Origin of the sequence: Thermoleptolyngbya sp. M55_K2018_002, assembly GCF_015295965.1 — a bacterium.
Lineage (GTDB): Bacteria > Cyanobacteriota > Cyanobacteriia > Elainellales > Elainellaceae > Thermoleptolyngbya > Thermoleptolyngbya sichuanensis.
In genome coordinates this window covers 1-16,183 of the sequence record NZ_DVEA01000028.1, presented here as the reverse complement: position 1 = coordinate 16,183, position 16,183 = coordinate 1, and the positions used below count along the sequence as shown (strand labels likewise).

Genomic DNA, 16,183 nt, shown 5'->3' with positions numbered 1-16,183 from the left:
CAGCTTTATGAAAACAGCTTTACAAAGGGGCAAATTGCAGATTCGCTTTGATATAGCCTCTATCCCAGGCTTTGAGCAGGCTCCTGAGGAGATTGCCTGAGTCTGGTAGTCGGCTAGAGGCACAACCAAATACACGAATCACATAGCAAACAATGAAGCTGCTATGACATACAAGAATGGACAAATTGAAGGGCTGAAACCAGAGAGCAACTGACAAGCTCAGCGCCTTCTGGCTCAGAATCGTTTGGATAGCAACCCTCAGTCTTCTGTAGAAGCTGCTACAGAAAACGTTGTGGCTAGTAGAAGAAACACCAGCGCGAGTTTTAAAAGTTCTGAGTGACCGTTTTAGGTCACAAGCTGCAAGCCGTCGTAGACCGACACGTTTAACCCGCAACCAGTAGTAGATTTCCGTAGCGCTCCCAGACTCGCTGGTCTGAAGCCAAGCACCCTTGTAAAGCAAACACAGGCCAATCTGAATTTTCTCAGTATAACCCGCGATCGCCCTATTCAGCCCAGAAGCCCCTGAGGAAATCCCTGACATGGTTACCCTTAATACGGCAGTGTTATCTGCAATTCGGCAGACTCGGCAAACCCATACTTAGCAAGCCTGCTGACCACGCTGCTGGCAATTTTAGAGGCGGCGTAGCCATACTAGGCAGCAAGTTTTAGCAGTGCTTACACGCAAGAAATTTCAGCGTGATTGCATTATAAAATGCAAAAAACACAGGAACTCTACGCGAAAACACGTAAAAACCTGCGAACTTTCTGTGAATCTACAGGTCTGTTTTAGGTTCTTAAAAATGGAAAACAAGCTGTTTCCGGGTTATTCCTGATTTCTGTCTAATAAGAGCTAATAAGAACTGTAAGAACTGCACTGTTCACCATACTTCTTGCGCTGCGGCTAGATTTTTTCGCCCTGCGGCTGGATTAGCAGGGATAGTCCGACCGTCCAGGCGATCGCCACCAGCCAGCCCCCCAGAATATCGCTGGGATAATGCACGCCCAGATAGAGCCGCGTCCAGGCGATCGCCAGCACAAACAGCACCCCAAACAGCACTGCCCACGGTCGCCAGCGCGACGACCCCAGCAAAATCAGCAGCACGACCACGATGGCTACACTCGTCATGGCATGTCCGCTGGGAAACGAGAAATCGTGGGGTCGGGGTGTGCCAGAGTCCCACAAAAAGGGGCGATCGCGCTTCCACAGGTCCTTGAGTTCAATATTGATCAGAGTGTTGCCGGCCAAGGCCAGCACCACATAGAGAAGCGATCGCCAGCGTTTTAGCGCGGCTAGGGCAATCGCCATCAGCCCTGCTAGCGGCGGCAAAATCCACGGCGACCCCAGCCGCGTGATTCCCTGAGCGAGGCGATCGAGCGTGGCCGTAGCGGTGGCGTGAACGGCCTGCAAAATCGGCTCGTCCCAGGGAAAATCGCCCAATTTCCACACGCCAAACCCCAGCAGCCCAAAGCCCGCCAGCGGCAGCCCCACACCCAAAATCCACAGGCTGGTCACAGGAGACGTGGTCAAAGCGATTTCTTCCTGAGCCAACCCCTCTTTTACGTCGTCTGCCATGCTCTGCTCCCCATCCCTTCTGGCTTGCCCAATCTCAAATCCCTAACCTGGATCTGTGGGTGAAATTGTGAGACGTTCCACAAAGACTCTGGACTGCCAACCCAAGAATCGTCAATCCAAAATCCAAAATCCAAAATCGCTCTGAGTGTGGCACAAATCCACCCGCCCAGACCGCTTCTTGCGTCACAAACGATGTTTTCCGAGGATATGGGCAGAACTGGAAAAACCGTAGAAAGAATAATTTTTCTAACGAGTTTTTTGTCCTGGCGGGTGGGCTTCTAGAGTTGGACTATACTGCCATCAGATCTGGGGTCGGTTAACGAGTTGGAGAGGATGCACCATGCTCACGCCTCGCAAACGGACTGCTCTAGGGCTGGCGATCGCCATTGGTCTATTCGGCTTGTTTCTGGCTCTGCTGCTGGGGACCGGGATGCCGGGGGCGATCGCCGACGACGCGCCGCCTGCCCCTGCTGACAACCCCTATCTGCAACCCGCGCCGACTCAGCCCGTTGGCTATTACGACTATTTTGGCAAGCTGCTTAGCCCCGCCGAAGCGCGATCGCTCGTGGCCAGCATCGGGCTAGACCCAGACGACCCCACCGCCTATCCCCGCATTGGCGCGGTCGAGATTACAGAAACCTTGCTAAAGCAGGGGCGCGAAATTTTCTTTGATCGCGATGTGGGCGATATGTTTGGCTTGCAGCGCGTCTTTGGCTTTCAAGATGGCGTGACCCGCCTGCTGCCGGAATATATCCTGGCGGTGCTGCGGCAGGGCATGGTGCCCACCAGCAACCTCAAGATTTATCCATTGCGGCGGATTCAAGTGGGCGATCGCACGCTGTTTCCGGCAGTGCCCGTCAGCACGGGGTTTGAGCTAAAGCGCCACGGCTTTCGGTTTCGCACGCTGGGCGATATTCTCCAGAGTTTTTTGCCGATCGGCCTCAAGCTCTCTGGCGATATCACCTGCGCCGTTTGCCACGCCATGCTTGATCCCAAAGGCAATGTGCTAGACGGCGTGCCCAATGGCGACCTGAATATTCCGCTGTTCATTGCGCTGGCTCCCAACAGCGCCGCTGGGTTTGCCCGATTGAATTTCGACCCGCTCGATCCCCAGTTTCAGGGCAATGGGAAGCAGATTATTGACAGTAATGGCCAGCTTGTGACGCTGCCCGACCCCAAAAAGCTGGAATTTGCCTTTGACAGCGCCGTGATGGACGTGCCCCAAGGCAACTTTGAAAGCTCTCCTGATCGAATCAACAACACCACGCAAATTCCCACTGCGTTTAGCTTTCAAAATCGACCATTTGGTTTTGATGGCAACTTTGCAGTCGGGCCCTTTGGTGGACTCAGCGCGATTAACAACGCAGTGCATTCCTCCGAGGTGAATCTGCTAGCGGCAGCGCAACGCAGCGCCGAGGCGCTAGGTATTGACCCCGAAGTGTATTTGGGGGTAGTGCTGCAAAATGCGGTCGATCGCAAGATTCGCCTACCAGAGGGAGATGCCGTCAAGCCGTCGGTATGGCTGCGGCAGGTCGCGCCCGATCTCACAAAAGCAGAACTGGAAGATCAGATCCCTGCGCCAGGTGCGGGCACCTATCCGCTGCTGGAGCCGAGCCTGTTTACCTACAACGGGCTGATCTTTACGCCAGACAGCGATCGCAAAACCGACATTGCCAGCGGCCCCTTCCTGTTCGCCAACAATGCTATGGCTGCGTGGCAAGATAGCCTAGTGCCGCCGCCTAACCGCAGCGAGGAAAACCGTCTGGCGTTGGAGAGTGGTTCTGTGGCACGGGGAGCCAAGGTGTTTGAGCAGGCAAATTGTGCCACTTGCCATATCCCGCCGTTCTACACCGACAACCAGATCCACCCAATCGCCGAAATCCAGACGAATCCTGCACGCGGGCGATCGCGCTTGGGGTTGGAGAGATTTTTAGTGCCGCCGAAGCTCTACACCTTCGATACACCCGTGCCGCCCCCTGCTGAGGCTGCTACGCTGGATGTGCCAACTGAAGGCATCGCCGATAGCCCGACCAGCCTGCCAAAGGGCATCTCGCCAGACGGCGGCTACAAAACTCTGTCGCTGCGCGGTTTATTTATCACTGCGCCCTATCTACATGATGGCGGGGTTGCGGTGAGCAAAAACGCGCTGGTGATTAAAACAGATGGCTCTTTTGAAGTTACCAATCCGCGCCAAATGGGCCTATCAGCAACACTCTCGCGAGGCATTTTACCTGATGCCGCCAATAGCCTTACGGCTTTGGTCGATCGCCAGCTCCGCGCCCTAGTGGTCGCCGCCAATCAAGCCGATCCCGCCTTGGTTCGTAGCAATTTAGATGGAACTGGGCACCCCTACTATGTAGATGCGGAGGCTGGCTTCACCCCGCGCCAACAACGCGACTTGATCAACTTTTTGATGGCTATTGACGATAAGCCTGGTCAGTACTAACTCAAGGCTGATTTGGCAAAATTATTTGGACAGCACTAGCTCCCACTCCTGGCTGGTGGCATTCCACACTGGAGCCACTGTTTCACCCACCACATAGGGGCCCCAGTAGCGGCGCGATCCATCCTGGGCAAAGGCGGTGATCACGTCACCCGCCTGCACCCGCAAATCCGCTTCGCCTTCGGGCAGCGCCAGCAGCAGACCTTTGGTGCTGCCTTCTTGCGGTGCAAAGTCCCAATGGATGGGTTCGCCATAGCTCTCTGAGCCATCCGCGTTGCGGGTCTTCGCTTGGCGAGAGAGCAGCGCGACCCGCACGGGATGGTCGGTCTGGTTGCTGACTCGCAGGGCCCCTGCCTGGGCGATCGCACGTTGAGGCGCGGTGGGGGTGGCAGGTGCGGCAATGGGCGTAGTCGTGGGTGCAGCAGTGGGCGGCGATGCGGCTGGAGTGGGATTGGCTGCGGCAGGCGGGCTGGGTTCGTCTTGCACCGGAGGCGGATCTACTGGCGACGGCACGCCTTCATATTGAATGGAAATTTGGAACTGGCTGAGAAACCAAACCGTCAACCCCAACAGCACAACGCCAATGGCAGCAGGGTAAACACCTCGCTTTGTCATGATTTTCATCTTCCGCCCCTGCTCTCGATGGATGCCCAATAGATGCCCAGTAGATGCCCAGTAGATGCCCAGTAGGATGCACGAACCTGATATATAACGAGCTATGTGAACTTTCTCCTCTAATCTAATCAGTCAGACTAGGTTTGCGGACGGCAAATGCTAGATAAATGCTAAAAGTTTGGGGCGATCGCCCCAGGATGTCCCAAATCCCCCCAAACGCACCGGGCGATCGCCCCACATGCTAAAACGGATGAGAATCGCCGCTGTTTTCATAGGCACTAACACTTACGCTTCAATCTAGTCTTCTACCGAAATCTCTCAACCTAAATAGCGCTACCTATGGCTCAAACTTCTACTCCCCGCGTCTTGCTCGTCGAGCCAGATGAGATCCTGGCCCACAGCTTGAGCAATGACCTGCGCGAATCGGGCTACGAAACCGCCATCGCCCACGACTACACCACGGGGATTCGCCAAGCCGCCGAATTTCAGCCATCGCTGATTGTGATCGACCGGATGCTGGGCGGCGAGTCGGGTCTATCGCTCTGCCAGCAGCTACGGGCCAGTGGAGCGCGAGTTCCTGTGGTGCTGCTGATGGCGCGGGATCTGGTAGATGATCGGGTGGCCTGTCTGGAGGCCGGAGCCGACGACTATTTTCTCAAGCCCTATCGCAGCGATGATTTTCTGCGCCTGGTGCAGCTTTACCTGAAGCCAGATACCTCCGGCAGCGAACAACTGCGGTTTGCCGATCTGGTTTTGGATCTGTCTACCCGCTGCGCCCTGCGGCAAGATCGGGTGATTGACCTCACCATGAAAGAGTTTGAACTGCTGAAATACCTCATGGAGCATCCGCGAGAAGTGTTAACGCGGGAGCAAATTCTAGAAAACGTCTGGGGCTACGACTTTATGGGGGAGTCGAACGTGATTGAGGTGTATGTGCGCTATCTGCGGCTCAAGATCGAAGACGAAGGCGAAAAACGGTTAATCCAGACGGTGCGCGGCGTTGGTTATGTTTTACGAGAAGCGTAAAAGGTTGGAAAGGTTGGAAATGAATAATATGAATCGCTGGGTGAAGCGGGGATTTCACGTGATCTGTATGACGAGTGCAGTCGGATTGAGCGCCCTGCTGCTGGGCTGTAGCCCTAGCCCATCGGAGGTGTCGATGCCAGAGGTGCCCTCCGGCGGTGGCCCACAGGAAACAGCAACCCAACCCTTTCGGGGGCAGGTTTTGCCGATTTCGGCAGAAGTGGAAATTGGCGATGAGCAGATTCAGCTAGAGGTGGCCCGCACGCCCCAAGAGCAGGCGATGGGGCTGATGTTTCGCACCGAACTGCCGCCCGATCGGGGAATGCTGTTTCCGTTTGAGTTTGCGCGGCCCGTTCAGTTTTGGATGCAGAACACGCTGATTCCGCTGGATATGGTGTTTTTGCTGGATGGCGAGGTGAAGGAAATTGTCGCCAGTGCGCCGCCCTGTGAAAGCCAGCCCTGTCCGACCTATGGCCCGACGAGGCAGCGGGTGAACCAGGTGATTGAACTAGCCGGAGGACGAGCGGCGGAACTGGGCTTGCAGGTGGGCGATCGCCTCGATATCCGCTTTTTGGACGCACCCCGCCCAACCAATACTGCTCCTTAGCAAGGCTCCTGAATTCGAGATACAGGATTAAGCCTGCTTCACCAGCTTTGCCCGCGACTCGATGGTGAATTCGGGAATGTCGTGCAGTTCGTCTGCCTCCAGCGCGTACTGCTCGCAGACCAAACTGAGGCGATCGCCCTCGGTTTTCAGACCGTTGATGGAATGCGTCAGGTTGCCCTGAAACCACACCAGCCTATTCACCCGTGGGCGAATCTGCCCCACCTGCTGGCGGTGGTTTCGCAGCACCAACTCCCCACCCTCCAACGGCTCCGGCACTTGCACATACAGCACGCTGACGCAGACGGGCGGCTCGATGGTTTTGCAATAGGATCGCAGCGATCGATCAATATGCGGATCGACCCGCGATCCGCCCTTGAGCAGCAGCGGATTCAGATAAAAGGCGTTGCAGTCGGGCTGGAGCGCGATGTCCAGATAGGGTTTGAAATAGGGAAACTGTGCTTCGACGTGCGATCGCCCTTCGCCGCGAAACACGACCGAGAACCCCTTCGTGCCGACAAAATCCCGATTCAAATTATTCACTGCAAAATAGCGGCAGGCGCGAATCTGCCCCCGCAACTCGGTGAGATAGTCGTCGGAGAATACGTTTTGCTGCTGGCGGAAGTAGGGCATGGTAGGGCTGTGGGATCGGCAGCGGGGGATAAATAAACTGAGTTCGACAAGGTGCAAAAGTCTATAACGAAAAGCTGAGACTGGATCTGAAGTTAAACGAAGTTAAAGCAGATCAGCTATCACCTCCGTCGTATCACGCCTCCATGTCATCCAAATTCCCACAAATCTTCTATGACCTCGATGACTTTTGCCGAGCCTTCCGGCAGCCTTCTAAGCGATCGAACTCATGTTAAACCAGCGTCATACATGCTTTGCGTAGATCCGCTGGAGTTTGCCGCATTTCGGGCGATCGCCCCTGTCTTTGTCCCCAAAAGCGGCACACCTTTCCGTAAATCAATCATGGTAGCCATCGAAAACCTTCCGCTATGCTGAGCCTAGACAGCAAACAAATGTCCATCATCGTAGATATCTGGTCAGCTTCTAAGCATATAGAAATCTAAATAAAGGTCTAAAGAGATCAGAACTATAGAGCCAGCGTTAATTTCCAGCTTTCGCTTTGGCACTTTAGGTCAGTTTAGGTTAAGTTTGGTAACAGCCCTGGCGATCGCGCTAACCGCAAAATCGCTGGCACAGTTGCCGTAGACTCGTCGGCTTGCCGCCCTCAGGGTGTCCAGGCAGATCCTCGCCAACTTCTTCACCAATCCGCACACGTTATGCAGGCAAGGTCCACTAACCAGTCCATCGACGCTTCTAACCCTCTTTTAGGGATGACATCTGCCTTTGTGGACAGCGCCAGCCTGTCGGCGACCGAAGAAACGCCCGATACGATGGAACCGACTCATTTTCGCGGGCATTACGCAAGCTGCATGGAAATGCTGGCTGACGCGCCGACGGTTGTCGCTTACCTGGATGATCACCGCACCTGGTTTCGCCGCTGTGCCCAGCCGATGGACGCGGCTCCCTTGGGGGACAACGGCTATGCCCTAACGATCGGTCGCTTTGGCGCATTTGGCTATGAGGTGGAACCCAAAATTGGCCTGAACCTGCTGCCTCAGGATCAACGTGGCTTCTATCGAATTGAGACGATTGACATTCCGGACTACGTTGCACCGGGCTATGAGGTGGATTTTCAGGCCGCGCTGCATATGGTTCAGCCCGCAGATGCAGCGACGGACAATCTTGCGGAACCCGTGCTAACCCGCGTAGAGTGGGAGCTTGACCTGGCGGTTTCGATTCAGTTCCCTCGCTTTATCCAGGCGCTTCCCAAGGCGCTGGTGCAAACAACGGGCGATCGCCTGCTGAACCAGATTGTGCGCCAGGTTTCTCGCCGCCTCACCCACAAAGTGCAGGACGATTTTCACAGCAGCCACGGCATCCCCTTTAGCCGCAAGCGGAAGTGGAGCTAGGGGCAAAGTCCTGCCCTTCTCACGGTGCTGCTTCTGAGGCAAGCGAATTCCGACTCTCACCCTGATCCCTGCTTCCCTCTTGTCATACTATGGTGTGGAACGTCCGCCCTGACGGGGCTGGATTCAGTGCCGGGGATCATGTCACGTTTCTCCTCTTTCCTGAAATCGTCTGCGCTTCAGCCGCTTCGCCTTGGGCTGTGCCTGGGGCTATGGCTCAGCGCCGCCCTGCCCACCACTGCCCAGGTGCGCGGCGACAGCACGCTGCCCACACCGACCCAGGTGCAGCGCCAGGGTAACGAGTTTGAGATTACGGGCGGCACGCAGCGGGGCGGCAACCTGTTCCACAGCTTTGAGCAGTTTTCACCGGGCGATCGCACGGTGACGTTTCGCAATGTGGACACTGTAGAGCGGCTGATCACCCGCGTCACGGGCGGTACTCCCTCGGAGATCAACGGCATTCTCCGCCTATTGCAGAGCGACGGGCAACTCAGCCCTGCCGATTTTTTTCTAATCAACCCCAGCGGCATTTTATTTGGAGAAAATGCTCGCCTGGACGTAGGCGGCTCCGTCATTTTCAGCACCGCCGAACGAATTCGCTTTGCCGATGGCACTCAGTTCAGCGCCCGCAATCCGCAAGCGTCGCCGCTGCTGACCGTCAGCATTCCTACCGGGCTACAATTTGGCCCCGCGCCTGCGCCAATGGTGAATGCTTCGTTTAGTCTTGCGGCAAATTTTTCGCGTCCGCTGCGGAGAACGGGCTATTTCGGGACATCTAGATACGCTGGGCTAAGCGTGTTGTCGGATCGGGCGATCGCCCTGATCGGCGGCAATCTGGATTTTCCAGGCGGCGAAATCACCGCACCGGGCGGGCGCATCGAGTTGGGCAGCGTGGCCCAGGCGGGCACGGTCGGGCTGGTTCCCACAGCACAGGGCTGGTCGGTGGATTATTCCAATGTGCGGGCGTTTGGGCAGATTCACCTGACGGGCTTTGCCGATATCAGCGCCAATGGCGATCGCGGCGGCACAGTCCGCCTGCGGGCCAGCGAGATTCGACTGGATGAGGCATCCTACATCAGCGCCGACACGCTGGGCAGTTTGGCAGGCGGGCGCATCACGATTCGGGGCGATCGCCTCACTCTGCTCAATGGCTCCCAGATTTTTGCCAATACCCGAAGCAGCGGCCCGGCTGGACGCATTGACCTTCTGGCGACGAGTCAAATCCAAATCCTAGGGGCAGTGGTGGGCAGCGACGGCCCGGAAAGCAGCGGTGTATTCGTGCGAGTGCAGGACGGCGCGACTGGCAACGGCGGGCGCATCGTGCTGACGACCGGGCAGCTTAACCTGCTGGACGGCGGGCAGATCAGCCTCGACACGATTGGCAACGGCCGTCCGGGAAGTTTGCAAATCCTGGCCGATGAGATCAACATTGCAGGCGTAGCGCTCGATGGGCAGGGCAATCCGATTGCGGGTGATCTTGCGAGTAATCTTGCGGGTGATCTAAATTTGCCGGTTCCCAGCACGCTGTCGGCAGCGATTTTTGGCTCCCAGTCGTTTCAGCCCACTGACGCAATTCCCAGCCAGATCGAGATTCAAACGCGACGGCTGCGGGTGCAAGACGGCGCGACGATTCAGACCTCGACCTTTGGCGTTGCGGATGCAGGCAACCTGAGCATTTGGGCGAGTGAGCGAGTCGAGGTGCAGGGACTCTCTCCGGCAACGCCAGATACGAGAGCCGTGCCCGCAGGAATCTTTAGTCAGTCGGGCGGCACACCGGGAACTCCTTACATCTTTGCGCCGGGGGCGACGGGACGGGGGGGTGACCTGTCCATCGCCACGGGGGAACTCGTAGTGCGAGACGGAGCCTACATCGCCACGGGCAGCTTTGATGCCAGCCCAAATGCCCTGGGAGCGGGAAATCTGACCCTAGCGACTCGCTCCGCAACGCTAGAAAACCAGGGTAACATCGTCGCCAATACCAACTCTGGTGTGGGCGGCAACCTGAGCCTGACGGCGCAAGACTATCTCTTGCTGCGGCGCAACAGCCAGATCAGCACTTCGGCGGGCATTGCAGGGCAGGGGGGTGATGGCGGCAACATCACGCTGCAAGCAGATTTCATTCTGTCGGTGCTGACGGAGAACAATGACATCACCGCCAATGCCTTTACGGGCGATGGTGGCGCGGTCAATATTTTCACGAGGGGCATTACGGGCATTCTGCCGCAGCCGAAACTCACGCCCCAGAGCGACATTACGGCAACCTCCGAGCGGGGCAACAGCGGTACGATTACCATTACCACGCCGCCTAGCACCGATCCGACGCAGGGCGTAACCGAGTTGCCTGCTGCACCCGTGGATGCGTCGCGGCTGATTGCCCAGCGGTGTGCGGCCAGTTCGGCGATCGCCGCCGATCGCAGCGCCTTCGTAGCCACAGGTCGCGGCGGTCTGCCCCCCGGCTCCAATCATGCGTTCGATCTCCCATCGGTTCGAGTTCCCTGGGCAGAGTCTGCGCCGGCCAGCAGCATGAACGCACCGATTCATACCCGCCCTCCGGCACAGGCAGCGGCTCTGGACGCTGCCAATCTGGATGCTGCCAATCGGGACGCTGCTAATAACCAGGACAATGCCAGCTTACGCACCGCCAATCTGACGGTCTTGCCCCCGCCCGATGACCCAGATTCCCGAACCTCGCCGCTGACCTTGCGAGAGCCATCGGATGCTGCCTTGTCGGTAGCGTCCAGGCCGCTGCAAGAAGCGCGGGGCTGGCGGCAGACCGCAACGGGCGAGGTGATTCTGCTGGCGAACCTGCCGGAACCATCGAGGTTTCAGGATGTTCAGCCGTTGCCGCCGAGATGCGCTGCACCGGGCTAGGGAACGGTGCTGGGGTTCACGCGGAAAGTTGGGGAAACTGGGGTGGGGCGATCGCCCGTCCTGCCTGATCTCTGGGATATCCGTAAAACCGAACCGCTTCAACCCCAAAGCCGCGAATTAGACTGGAGAAAAGGTTTCTTGTGGTGTTGTAATCCTTAGCAGGGATCGCGTTGATGCAATTCAGGTCAAGCGCAATCCGGGTTTACGTTCGTTCGTTCAACGTCCTAAGTCATTGTCCTAAGTCATTGAGCATTATTGAGAGGTCAAGATGAGCCTTTTTACGTTTCTTGCGCTGGTGATTTACATCGGGGGCGCGTGGAAATTTTGGACCGGGTTTAACCGCACGAATTTCAACCAAAATCGTCTGATGCTGACGCTATTCTGGCCGGTAATGCTGTTCAATGCATCCTATCGGCAGAACTTCAGACGGGCGCTGAAGGGTTAATCCAGAAACGGGCGAATTCAGCCCAATTTCGACCCAGGTTCGACCCAATATTTGACCCAGTTTCGCCCCAATTTTGACCGGGCACAAACGGGCCGTTCTAATCCAGCGGCCCGTTTATTTGTGCATTTAGCCCATAGACCTGACGGCTGCCCACCAGCGCCACCAACGTCACTTCTTTTTCGTCGCCCGGTTCAAAGCGCACTGCCGTTCCTGCGGGAATGTCTAGCCGCATTCCCCGCGCCTGGTTGCGGTCAAACGAGAGCGCTGCATTCACCTCAAAAAAGTGGAAATGGGAGCCGACCTGGATGGGGCGATCGCCCGTATTGGCCACCATCAGCGTCACCGTCGGACGGCCCGCGTTGAGTTCGATGTCGCCAGGTTCGATGAAGAGTTCGCCAGGAATCATGGGCAGGGGTTGTGGGGTTGGGATAATGGGCGCGACGGATGAGAGCGATAAAGCGATGCCACCACTTCATCCACCCTCATCGAGCATTATCGAATCGGATCATGCACGGTCACTAGCTTCGTCCCGTCGGGGAAGGTCGCTTCGACCTGCACTTCGTGGAGCATTTCGGCGATGCCGTCCATCACGTCGCTGCGGCTGAGGAGGGTGGTGCCGTAGGTCATCAGATCGGCGACGGTGCGCCCTTCCCGTGCGCCTTCCAGGATGGCGGCGGAAATGTAGGCAACGGATTCGGGATAGTTGAGCTTCAGACCTTTGGCTTTGCGGCGCTCGGCCAGCAGGGCGGCAGTAAAGATGAGGAGTTTGTCTTTTTCCTGGGGAGTCAGTTGCATGGTGTGGGCGATCGCAGCGTCAGCATCATCAAAAGCATCGGGGCATCGGGCAGCAGCGCGGGTCAGGGGGATGCGGGCATAACCAGGCTCCACCCAGCAGACCAGCGCCCAGCCCAGCCAGATTTTACGGCATTATACGCAATCTAAACCGCGAGAAATTGTTTATTTCTTTGCGGTTTATTGCTTTGCGCGGTTGGCAGGATCAACGAGTTCGATCCAGTCTCCAGCGACACGGGCGATCGCCCCACCAGGAAACGGATCGGTCTGGCTGCGGTTGGGTGCGTCGAGCAGCACCAGCAGTTTTTCCACTGGCTCAAAGCCGGGGGCTTCCGGCAGATGGCGGGCGAGAAACTGGCGCAGGGCGCGGCGCTGGAGAGCGAGGGGCGCAATTTGCAGCGTGGGTCGATGGAGTTGGGGATGCTCGTCTGGCGGGGCGGCGGGCGGAAGTGCCCGATGCAGCAGATCGGCAGCGGCAGATTCCAGGTAGTCCACGTCGGCGCGGAGCAGTTCGGCGGTGTGGGCCAGAGCCGCCTCTGCCTGGGGATTCAAGTGCGCTTTCAGGGCGGGCAAGATGTCCTGACGGATGCGGTTGCGGGGATGGCGCAAATCCTGATTGGTGCTGTCTTCCCACACGCGCAAGCCCCGCGACTGGCAAAACTCGGCGGTTTCCACCCGGCGCACATCCAGCAGCGGCCGCACCAGCGCCACGCCGGGGCACAGTTCGCGCCGCCAGGTGAGGGATTGCAGTCCGTCGGCTCCGCTGCCGCGCACCAAGTTATACAGCAGCGTTTCGGCGCGATCGCTCATCGTGTGGCCGGTTGCAACGCGGGAATAGCCGTGGGCACGGGCGATCGCCCCCAGCATGTCATAGCGCCACGCCCGCGCCGCCGCCTCGCTCGCCGGAATATCTGCTGCCGTTTCAATGAACACCGGAACGCCCCAGGATTCCGCCAGCGACCGCACGTAGTCGGCGTTTGCCCCGGCATCCGGTCGCCAGCGGTGGTTGCAATGGGCGATCGCCAGTTCCCACCCCCACTTGGGCTGCAAGTCCAGCAGCAGTTGCGCCAGACACAGCGAGTCTTGGCCGCCCGACACCGCCATCAAGAGGCGATCGCCCTTGCAAAACAACTGCCGCTGCCGGATGCCCCGGTGCAACTGAGCATGAAGCGGTGTCCAGGGGGAAAGAGTCATGGGTTTAGCAGGGAGCAGAGCCGGGAATTTCCCTGAATTCCCCTGAGTTCTCTAATAATCGTCCTCTCGATACACCTCGTACACCTCATCCCGACGGCTATAGATTTCGTCGCGGGGGGGACGACCGGCCCGTTCTCGCGGCCCGCTGCTGCGCTCTTGCCGGGGGCGTTCTGCCTGGAGCAGCTTTTGGTTTTCGGGGAAAAACTCTAGGCGAATCCGGATGCGGCCGCGCTGCCAGCCCTGATTGCCAAACCGCAGCACTTCGCAGCGAGCGCCATCTCCAAACCAGTCTTCGCACTCGTCCGACCATTCGCCCTGCTGCTCGCTGACCGCCTGCGCCAGCGCGTCCAAAAATTCGCCCACCTTAAACGTGGGATTGCTCATCAGCACTCGTCCCACGCTGATGTAGATTACTTCGTCATCACTCAGCGGCGTTGGCAGTTGATTCATAGGTTTTGGAGTTTTTATAGAACTTTGCTTACAGAGCTTTGCTTACGGGGTTTTGCTTATGGGGCTTTGCGGGCAGGGTTTTGCGGGCAGGGTTTGGCAGATGGACTCGTCTAGCAAGGGGGCTTGCTACAGAAACCAGCCGTAGCTGTGTAGCCCCTTGCCCAGCAGGTTCACGCCAAGGTAGCACACCCACACCACCAAAAAGCCCGATGCCGCCAGGATCGCCGGACGACGACCCTGCCAGCCGCGTGTGATGCGGGCATGGAGATAGGCCGCAAAGACCAGCCAAGTAATCAGCGCCCAGGTTTCTTTGGGGTCCCAACTCCAGTAGGAACCCCAGGCTTCGTTGGCCCAGACGGCTCCGGCGATGATGCCGATGGTGAGCAGCGGGAAGCCCAGCCCAATGATGCGATAGCTGATATTGTCGAGGGTGTCGGCTAGGCTGAGGCGCTGGGGAGACAAGGGCGCGGCGGCAACGGCAGGCGCAGTTTCCAAGACAGCGGTGTTGCCAGTGCTGGCAGTAAGTGGCTCCAGGGTGTCCACCGCCTGACCTGCCCGCTTGATGCGATAGCGGGCATCCCGGAAGCCCCCCGTGCCCACAGAACTGCCGCGCAACTCGACCTCCTGCCCCCGTGTCACAATCAAAAAGGCGATCGCCATCAACGCCCCCACCATCAGCGCAGCGTAGCTCAGCAGCATGACGCTGACATGCATCATCAGCCAGTTGGACTTGAGCGCGGGCACCAGCGGCTCGGAATGCTGCATGGCATCGGGCAGAGACAGCGCCGCAAAGGCCGCGATGCCCATCGCCACGGGTGCGGTGACGGCTCCCACTAGGCGGCTGCGGCTCATGTTTTCCGCCAGCAGGTGCATCGCAGTAATGCCCCAGGCAACGAAAAACAGCGATTCGTAAAGATTGCTGAGGGGAAAATAGCCGCCCTCGATCCAGCGAGCGCCCAATAGCCCCGCGATGCAGAGATTGGCGATCGCCATCCCCGTCGTTCCCGCCGTTTGCAGGTAGGGCACGGTGGGAAACGCCGCGCCTGCCCAATACACCAGCATCGTCACAAACAGCACCGCAAAGGCGGCATTATCCAGCCAGCCCTGGAGTGAAACCAGATTCATTCAGCAAACCTCTCCAAACACAGATCCAACAAGCTCCAGCAAGACAGATGCCAGTGAGCGAAAGGACAACCCACAGACAGAAGCAGAGGCAGCGTTGAATTCGCCAATCTGCTCTCCAAGTGGTGGAAACAGCGGTTCAGACTATTGCTCCGAACGGCATTGCTCCGAACGGTATTGCTCACGGCATTGCTCTGAATGGCATCGCGCTTAGGGTTTTGCGCTCCATCGCTTCCGTTCTCTATCCTACCGAACTAGCGGGGCAATCGCCCGAAAAGCCTGCAAAGCCGCTCGTTGCGTCTACAGATTCCAGAGATTCCAGAGATTCCAGAATTCCAGGCTTTCAGGAATCGCGCAGAGATCATCGCGCAGAAATCGTAGATGGGGAAACGGAAACAGGCGATCGCACTCCATAACCCCAGTCAACCGCCGTCTACTTAAGAATTACGACAGAATTTCAGCACAGGGTTGCGAAACAAGACATCTCTTCTATAATCATCCGGTATTGTCCCGAAAGCTTCATCAGACAAGCGGCTAGCTGCATAGAGGGCATTCAATTGAAGAGGTGGCATTTCATTGAATCAATGCAGCAGCAATGCAGCCCGTTCGAGCTTGCCGGATTGCCTCAGGGGGATAGGCTAGTTCATTGAGTTGGCCAAAGCATCGACCGCCCCATTGAAACATGACCCACGAAATATGACCCATGAAACGTAACCAAGACGTTACCCAAACGTGACTTGTAGACGTTCCTTGGAATTCCTTGAAACTCTAGGTGTGAGCCTCATGAAAAAACATCTGATCGGTACTGGTCTTTCAATGTTGACCCTGGCGGCGATCGCCGCTGTGCCTGCTCAGGCAGAAACCGTCACCACCGTTCGCTATGACTGTGCTAGAGGGCAGAGCTTCCGAGCAGAATACTACAGCGATCGCGCTCGAATTGCCTTCGTCGATCCCGTTACAGACGGCATCTATGGTGAAATCATCGAACTGTCTCAAACAGGCAGCAACACTTACAGTGACGGTATCCATACCCTCTCAGCTAGCAACGATCTCGAATCTGCTTCGGTTGACATCC

General features: G+C 57.5%; 15 protein-coding genes. 7 read left to right on the top strand and 8 right to left on the bottom strand.

Going from position 1 to position 16,183, the window contains the following annotated elements; all coding sequences use genetic code 11:
• Window positions 1-901: 901 nt before the first annotated feature.
• Window positions 902-1,573, bottom strand: a complete 672-nt coding sequence (locus IGS51_RS01345; RefSeq protein ID WP_297075064.1) for a phosphatase PAP2 family protein — start codon at window positions 1,571-1,573, stop codon at window positions 902-904.
• 430 nt (window positions 1,574-2,003) lie between these two features.
• Here IGS51_RS01345 and IGS51_RS01340 point away from each other — a divergent pair, with 430 nt between their 5' ends.
• The gene (locus IGS51_RS01340) at window positions 2,004-4,019 is read left to right on the top strand and encodes a di-heme oxidoredictase family protein (RefSeq protein ID WP_367279228.1); all 2,016 of its coding nucleotides are present in this window, start codon (window positions 2,004-2,006) and stop codon (window positions 4,017-4,019) included.
• 21 nt (window positions 4,020-4,040) lie between these two features.
• Here the strand turns inward: IGS51_RS01340 and IGS51_RS01335 are convergent, their stop codons facing one another.
• On the bottom strand, window positions 4,041-4,631 hold the full coding sequence (locus IGS51_RS01335) for a hypothetical protein (protein ID WP_297075062.1): 591 nt from the start codon (window positions 4,629-4,631) through the stop codon (window positions 4,041-4,043).
• Between the two features lie 339 nt (window positions 4,632-4,970).
• On the opposite strand from IGS51_RS01335, the gene nblR reads away from it, so the two are divergent.
• Together nblR and IGS51_RS01325 are read left to right on the top strand one after the other, a co-directional pair.
• The gene (gene nblR / locus IGS51_RS01330; RefSeq protein WP_297075061.1) at window positions 4,971-5,657 is read left to right on the top strand and encodes a response regulator transcription factor NblR; all 687 of its coding nucleotides are present in this window, start codon (window positions 4,971-4,973) and stop codon (window positions 5,655-5,657) included.
• Between the two features lie 67 nt (window positions 5,658-5,724).
• Window positions 5,725-6,261 carry a DUF192 domain-containing protein gene (locus tag IGS51_RS01325; RefSeq protein WP_297075059.1) on the top strand — a complete coding sequence of 179 codons (537 nt, stop codon included), beginning with the start codon at window positions 5,725-5,727 and terminating at the stop codon, window positions 6,259-6,261.
• A gap of 27 nt (window positions 6,262-6,288) precedes the next feature.
• Here the strand turns inward: IGS51_RS01325 and IGS51_RS01320 are convergent, their stop codons facing one another.
• Window positions 6,289-6,891, bottom strand: coding sequence for a 2OG-Fe(II) oxygenase (locus IGS51_RS01320; protein WP_297075058.1), 603 nt, complete (start codon window positions 6,889-6,891; stop codon window positions 6,289-6,291).
• A gap of 767 nt (window positions 6,892-7,658) precedes the next feature.
• Between IGS51_RS01320 and IGS51_RS01315 the strand changes: the two genes are divergently transcribed.
• From IGS51_RS01315 to IGS51_RS01305, 3 genes are all read left to right on the top strand, one after another.
• Entirely contained in the window at window positions 7,659-8,237 is a 579-nt protein-coding gene (locus IGS51_RS01315; protein ID WP_367279227.1) for a DUF1997 domain-containing protein, read from the top strand.
• 138 nt (window positions 8,238-8,375) lie between these two features.
• The gene (locus IGS51_RS01310) at window positions 8,376-11,105 is read left to right on the top strand and encodes an S-layer family protein (protein WP_297075055.1); all 2,730 of its coding nucleotides are present in this window, start codon (window positions 8,376-8,378) and stop codon (window positions 11,103-11,105) included.
• A gap of 268 nt (window positions 11,106-11,373) precedes the next feature.
• Entirely contained in the window at window positions 11,374-11,550 is a 177-nt protein-coding gene (locus IGS51_RS01305; RefSeq protein WP_172357540.1) for a hypothetical protein, read from the top strand.
• A 97-nt stretch (window positions 11,551-11,647) separates the two neighbouring features.
• On the opposite strand, the gene IGS51_RS01300 is transcribed toward IGS51_RS01305, so the two are convergent.
• The 5 genes from IGS51_RS01300 to ccsB form a co-directional block, all read right to left on the bottom strand.
• Window positions 11,648-11,956, bottom strand: a complete 309-nt coding sequence (locus tag IGS51_RS01300; RefSeq protein WP_172357542.1) for an urease subunit beta — start codon at window positions 11,954-11,956, stop codon at window positions 11,648-11,650.
• Between the two features lie 86 nt (window positions 11,957-12,042).
• Entirely contained in the window at window positions 12,043-12,345 is a 303-nt protein-coding gene (gene ureA / locus IGS51_RS01295) for an urease subunit gamma (protein ID WP_068516556.1), read from the bottom strand.
• Between the two features lie 177 nt (window positions 12,346-12,522).
• A complete protein-coding gene (tilS, locus tag IGS51_RS01290) occupies window positions 12,523-13,536 on the bottom strand; it encodes a tRNA lysidine(34) synthetase TilS (RefSeq protein WP_297075051.1) in 1,014 nt (337 codons plus the stop codon).
• Between the two features lie 51 nt (window positions 13,537-13,587).
• On the bottom strand, window positions 13,588-13,986 hold the full coding sequence (locus IGS51_RS01285; protein WP_297075049.1) for a KGK domain-containing protein: 399 nt from the start codon (window positions 13,984-13,986) through the stop codon (window positions 13,588-13,590).
• A 126-nt stretch (window positions 13,987-14,112) separates the two neighbouring features.
• Window positions 14,113-15,111 carry a c-type cytochrome biogenesis protein CcsB gene (ccsB, locus tag IGS51_RS01280; protein WP_172357548.1) on the bottom strand — a complete coding sequence of 333 codons (999 nt, stop codon included), beginning with the start codon at window positions 15,109-15,111 and terminating at the stop codon, window positions 14,113-14,115.
• A 780-nt stretch (window positions 15,112-15,891) separates the two neighbouring features.
• On the opposite strand from ccsB, the gene IGS51_RS01275 reads away from it, so the two are divergent.
• The coding region (locus tag IGS51_RS01275) for a hypothetical protein (protein ID WP_297075045.1) at window positions 15,892-16,183 on the top strand (292 nt) is incomplete at its 3' end.

What these genes read in the sequence shown, in the direction of transcription:
- IGS51_RS01345 (WP_297075064.1), bottom strand. Translation starts at nt 1,573, where the DNA reads ATGGCAGACGACGTAAAAGAGGGGTTGGCTCAGGAAGAAATCGCTTTG.
- IGS51_RS01340 (WP_367279228.1), top strand. Translation starts at nt 2,004, where the DNA reads ATGCCGGGGGCGATCGCCGACGACGCGCCGCCTGCCCCTGCTGACAAC.
- IGS51_RS01335 (WP_297075062.1), bottom strand. Translation starts at nt 4,631, where the DNA reads ATGACAAAGCGAGGTGTTTACCCTGCTGCCATTGGCGTTGTGCTGTTG.
- nblR (WP_297075061.1), top strand. Translation starts at nt 4,971, where the DNA reads ATGGCTCAAACTTCTACTCCCCGCGTCTTGCTCGTCGAGCCAGATGAG.
- IGS51_RS01325 (WP_297075059.1), top strand. Translation starts at nt 5,725, where the DNA reads ATGACGAGTGCAGTCGGATTGAGCGCCCTGCTGCTGGGCTGTAGCCCT.
- IGS51_RS01320 (WP_297075058.1), bottom strand. Translation starts at nt 6,891, where the DNA reads ATGCCCTACTTCCGCCAGCAGCAAAACGTATTCTCCGACGACTATCTC.
- IGS51_RS01315 (WP_367279227.1), top strand. Translation starts at nt 7,659, where the DNA reads ATGGAACCGACTCATTTTCGCGGGCATTACGCAAGCTGCATGGAAATG.
- IGS51_RS01310 (WP_297075055.1), top strand. Translation starts at nt 8,376, where the DNA reads ATGTCACGTTTCTCCTCTTTCCTGAAATCGTCTGCGCTTCAGCCGCTT.
- IGS51_RS01305 (WP_172357540.1), top strand. Translation starts at nt 11,374, where the DNA reads ATGAGCCTTTTTACGTTTCTTGCGCTGGTGATTTACATCGGGGGCGCG.
- IGS51_RS01300 (WP_172357542.1), bottom strand. Translation starts at nt 11,956, where the DNA reads ATGATTCCTGGCGAACTCTTCATCGAACCTGGCGACATCGAACTCAAC.
- ureA (WP_068516556.1), bottom strand. Translation starts at nt 12,345, where the DNA reads ATGCAACTGACTCCCCAGGAAAAAGACAAACTCCTCATCTTTACTGCC.
- tilS (WP_297075051.1), bottom strand. Translation starts at nt 13,536, where the DNA reads ATGACTCTTTCCCCCTGGACACCGCTTCATGCTCAGTTGCACCGGGGC.
- IGS51_RS01285 (WP_297075049.1), bottom strand. Translation starts at nt 13,986, where the DNA reads ATGAATCAACTGCCAACGCCGCTGAGTGATGACGAAGTAATCTACATC.
- ccsB (WP_172357548.1), bottom strand. Translation starts at nt 15,111, where the DNA reads ATGAATCTGGTTTCACTCCAGGGCTGGCTGGATAATGCCGCCTTTGCG.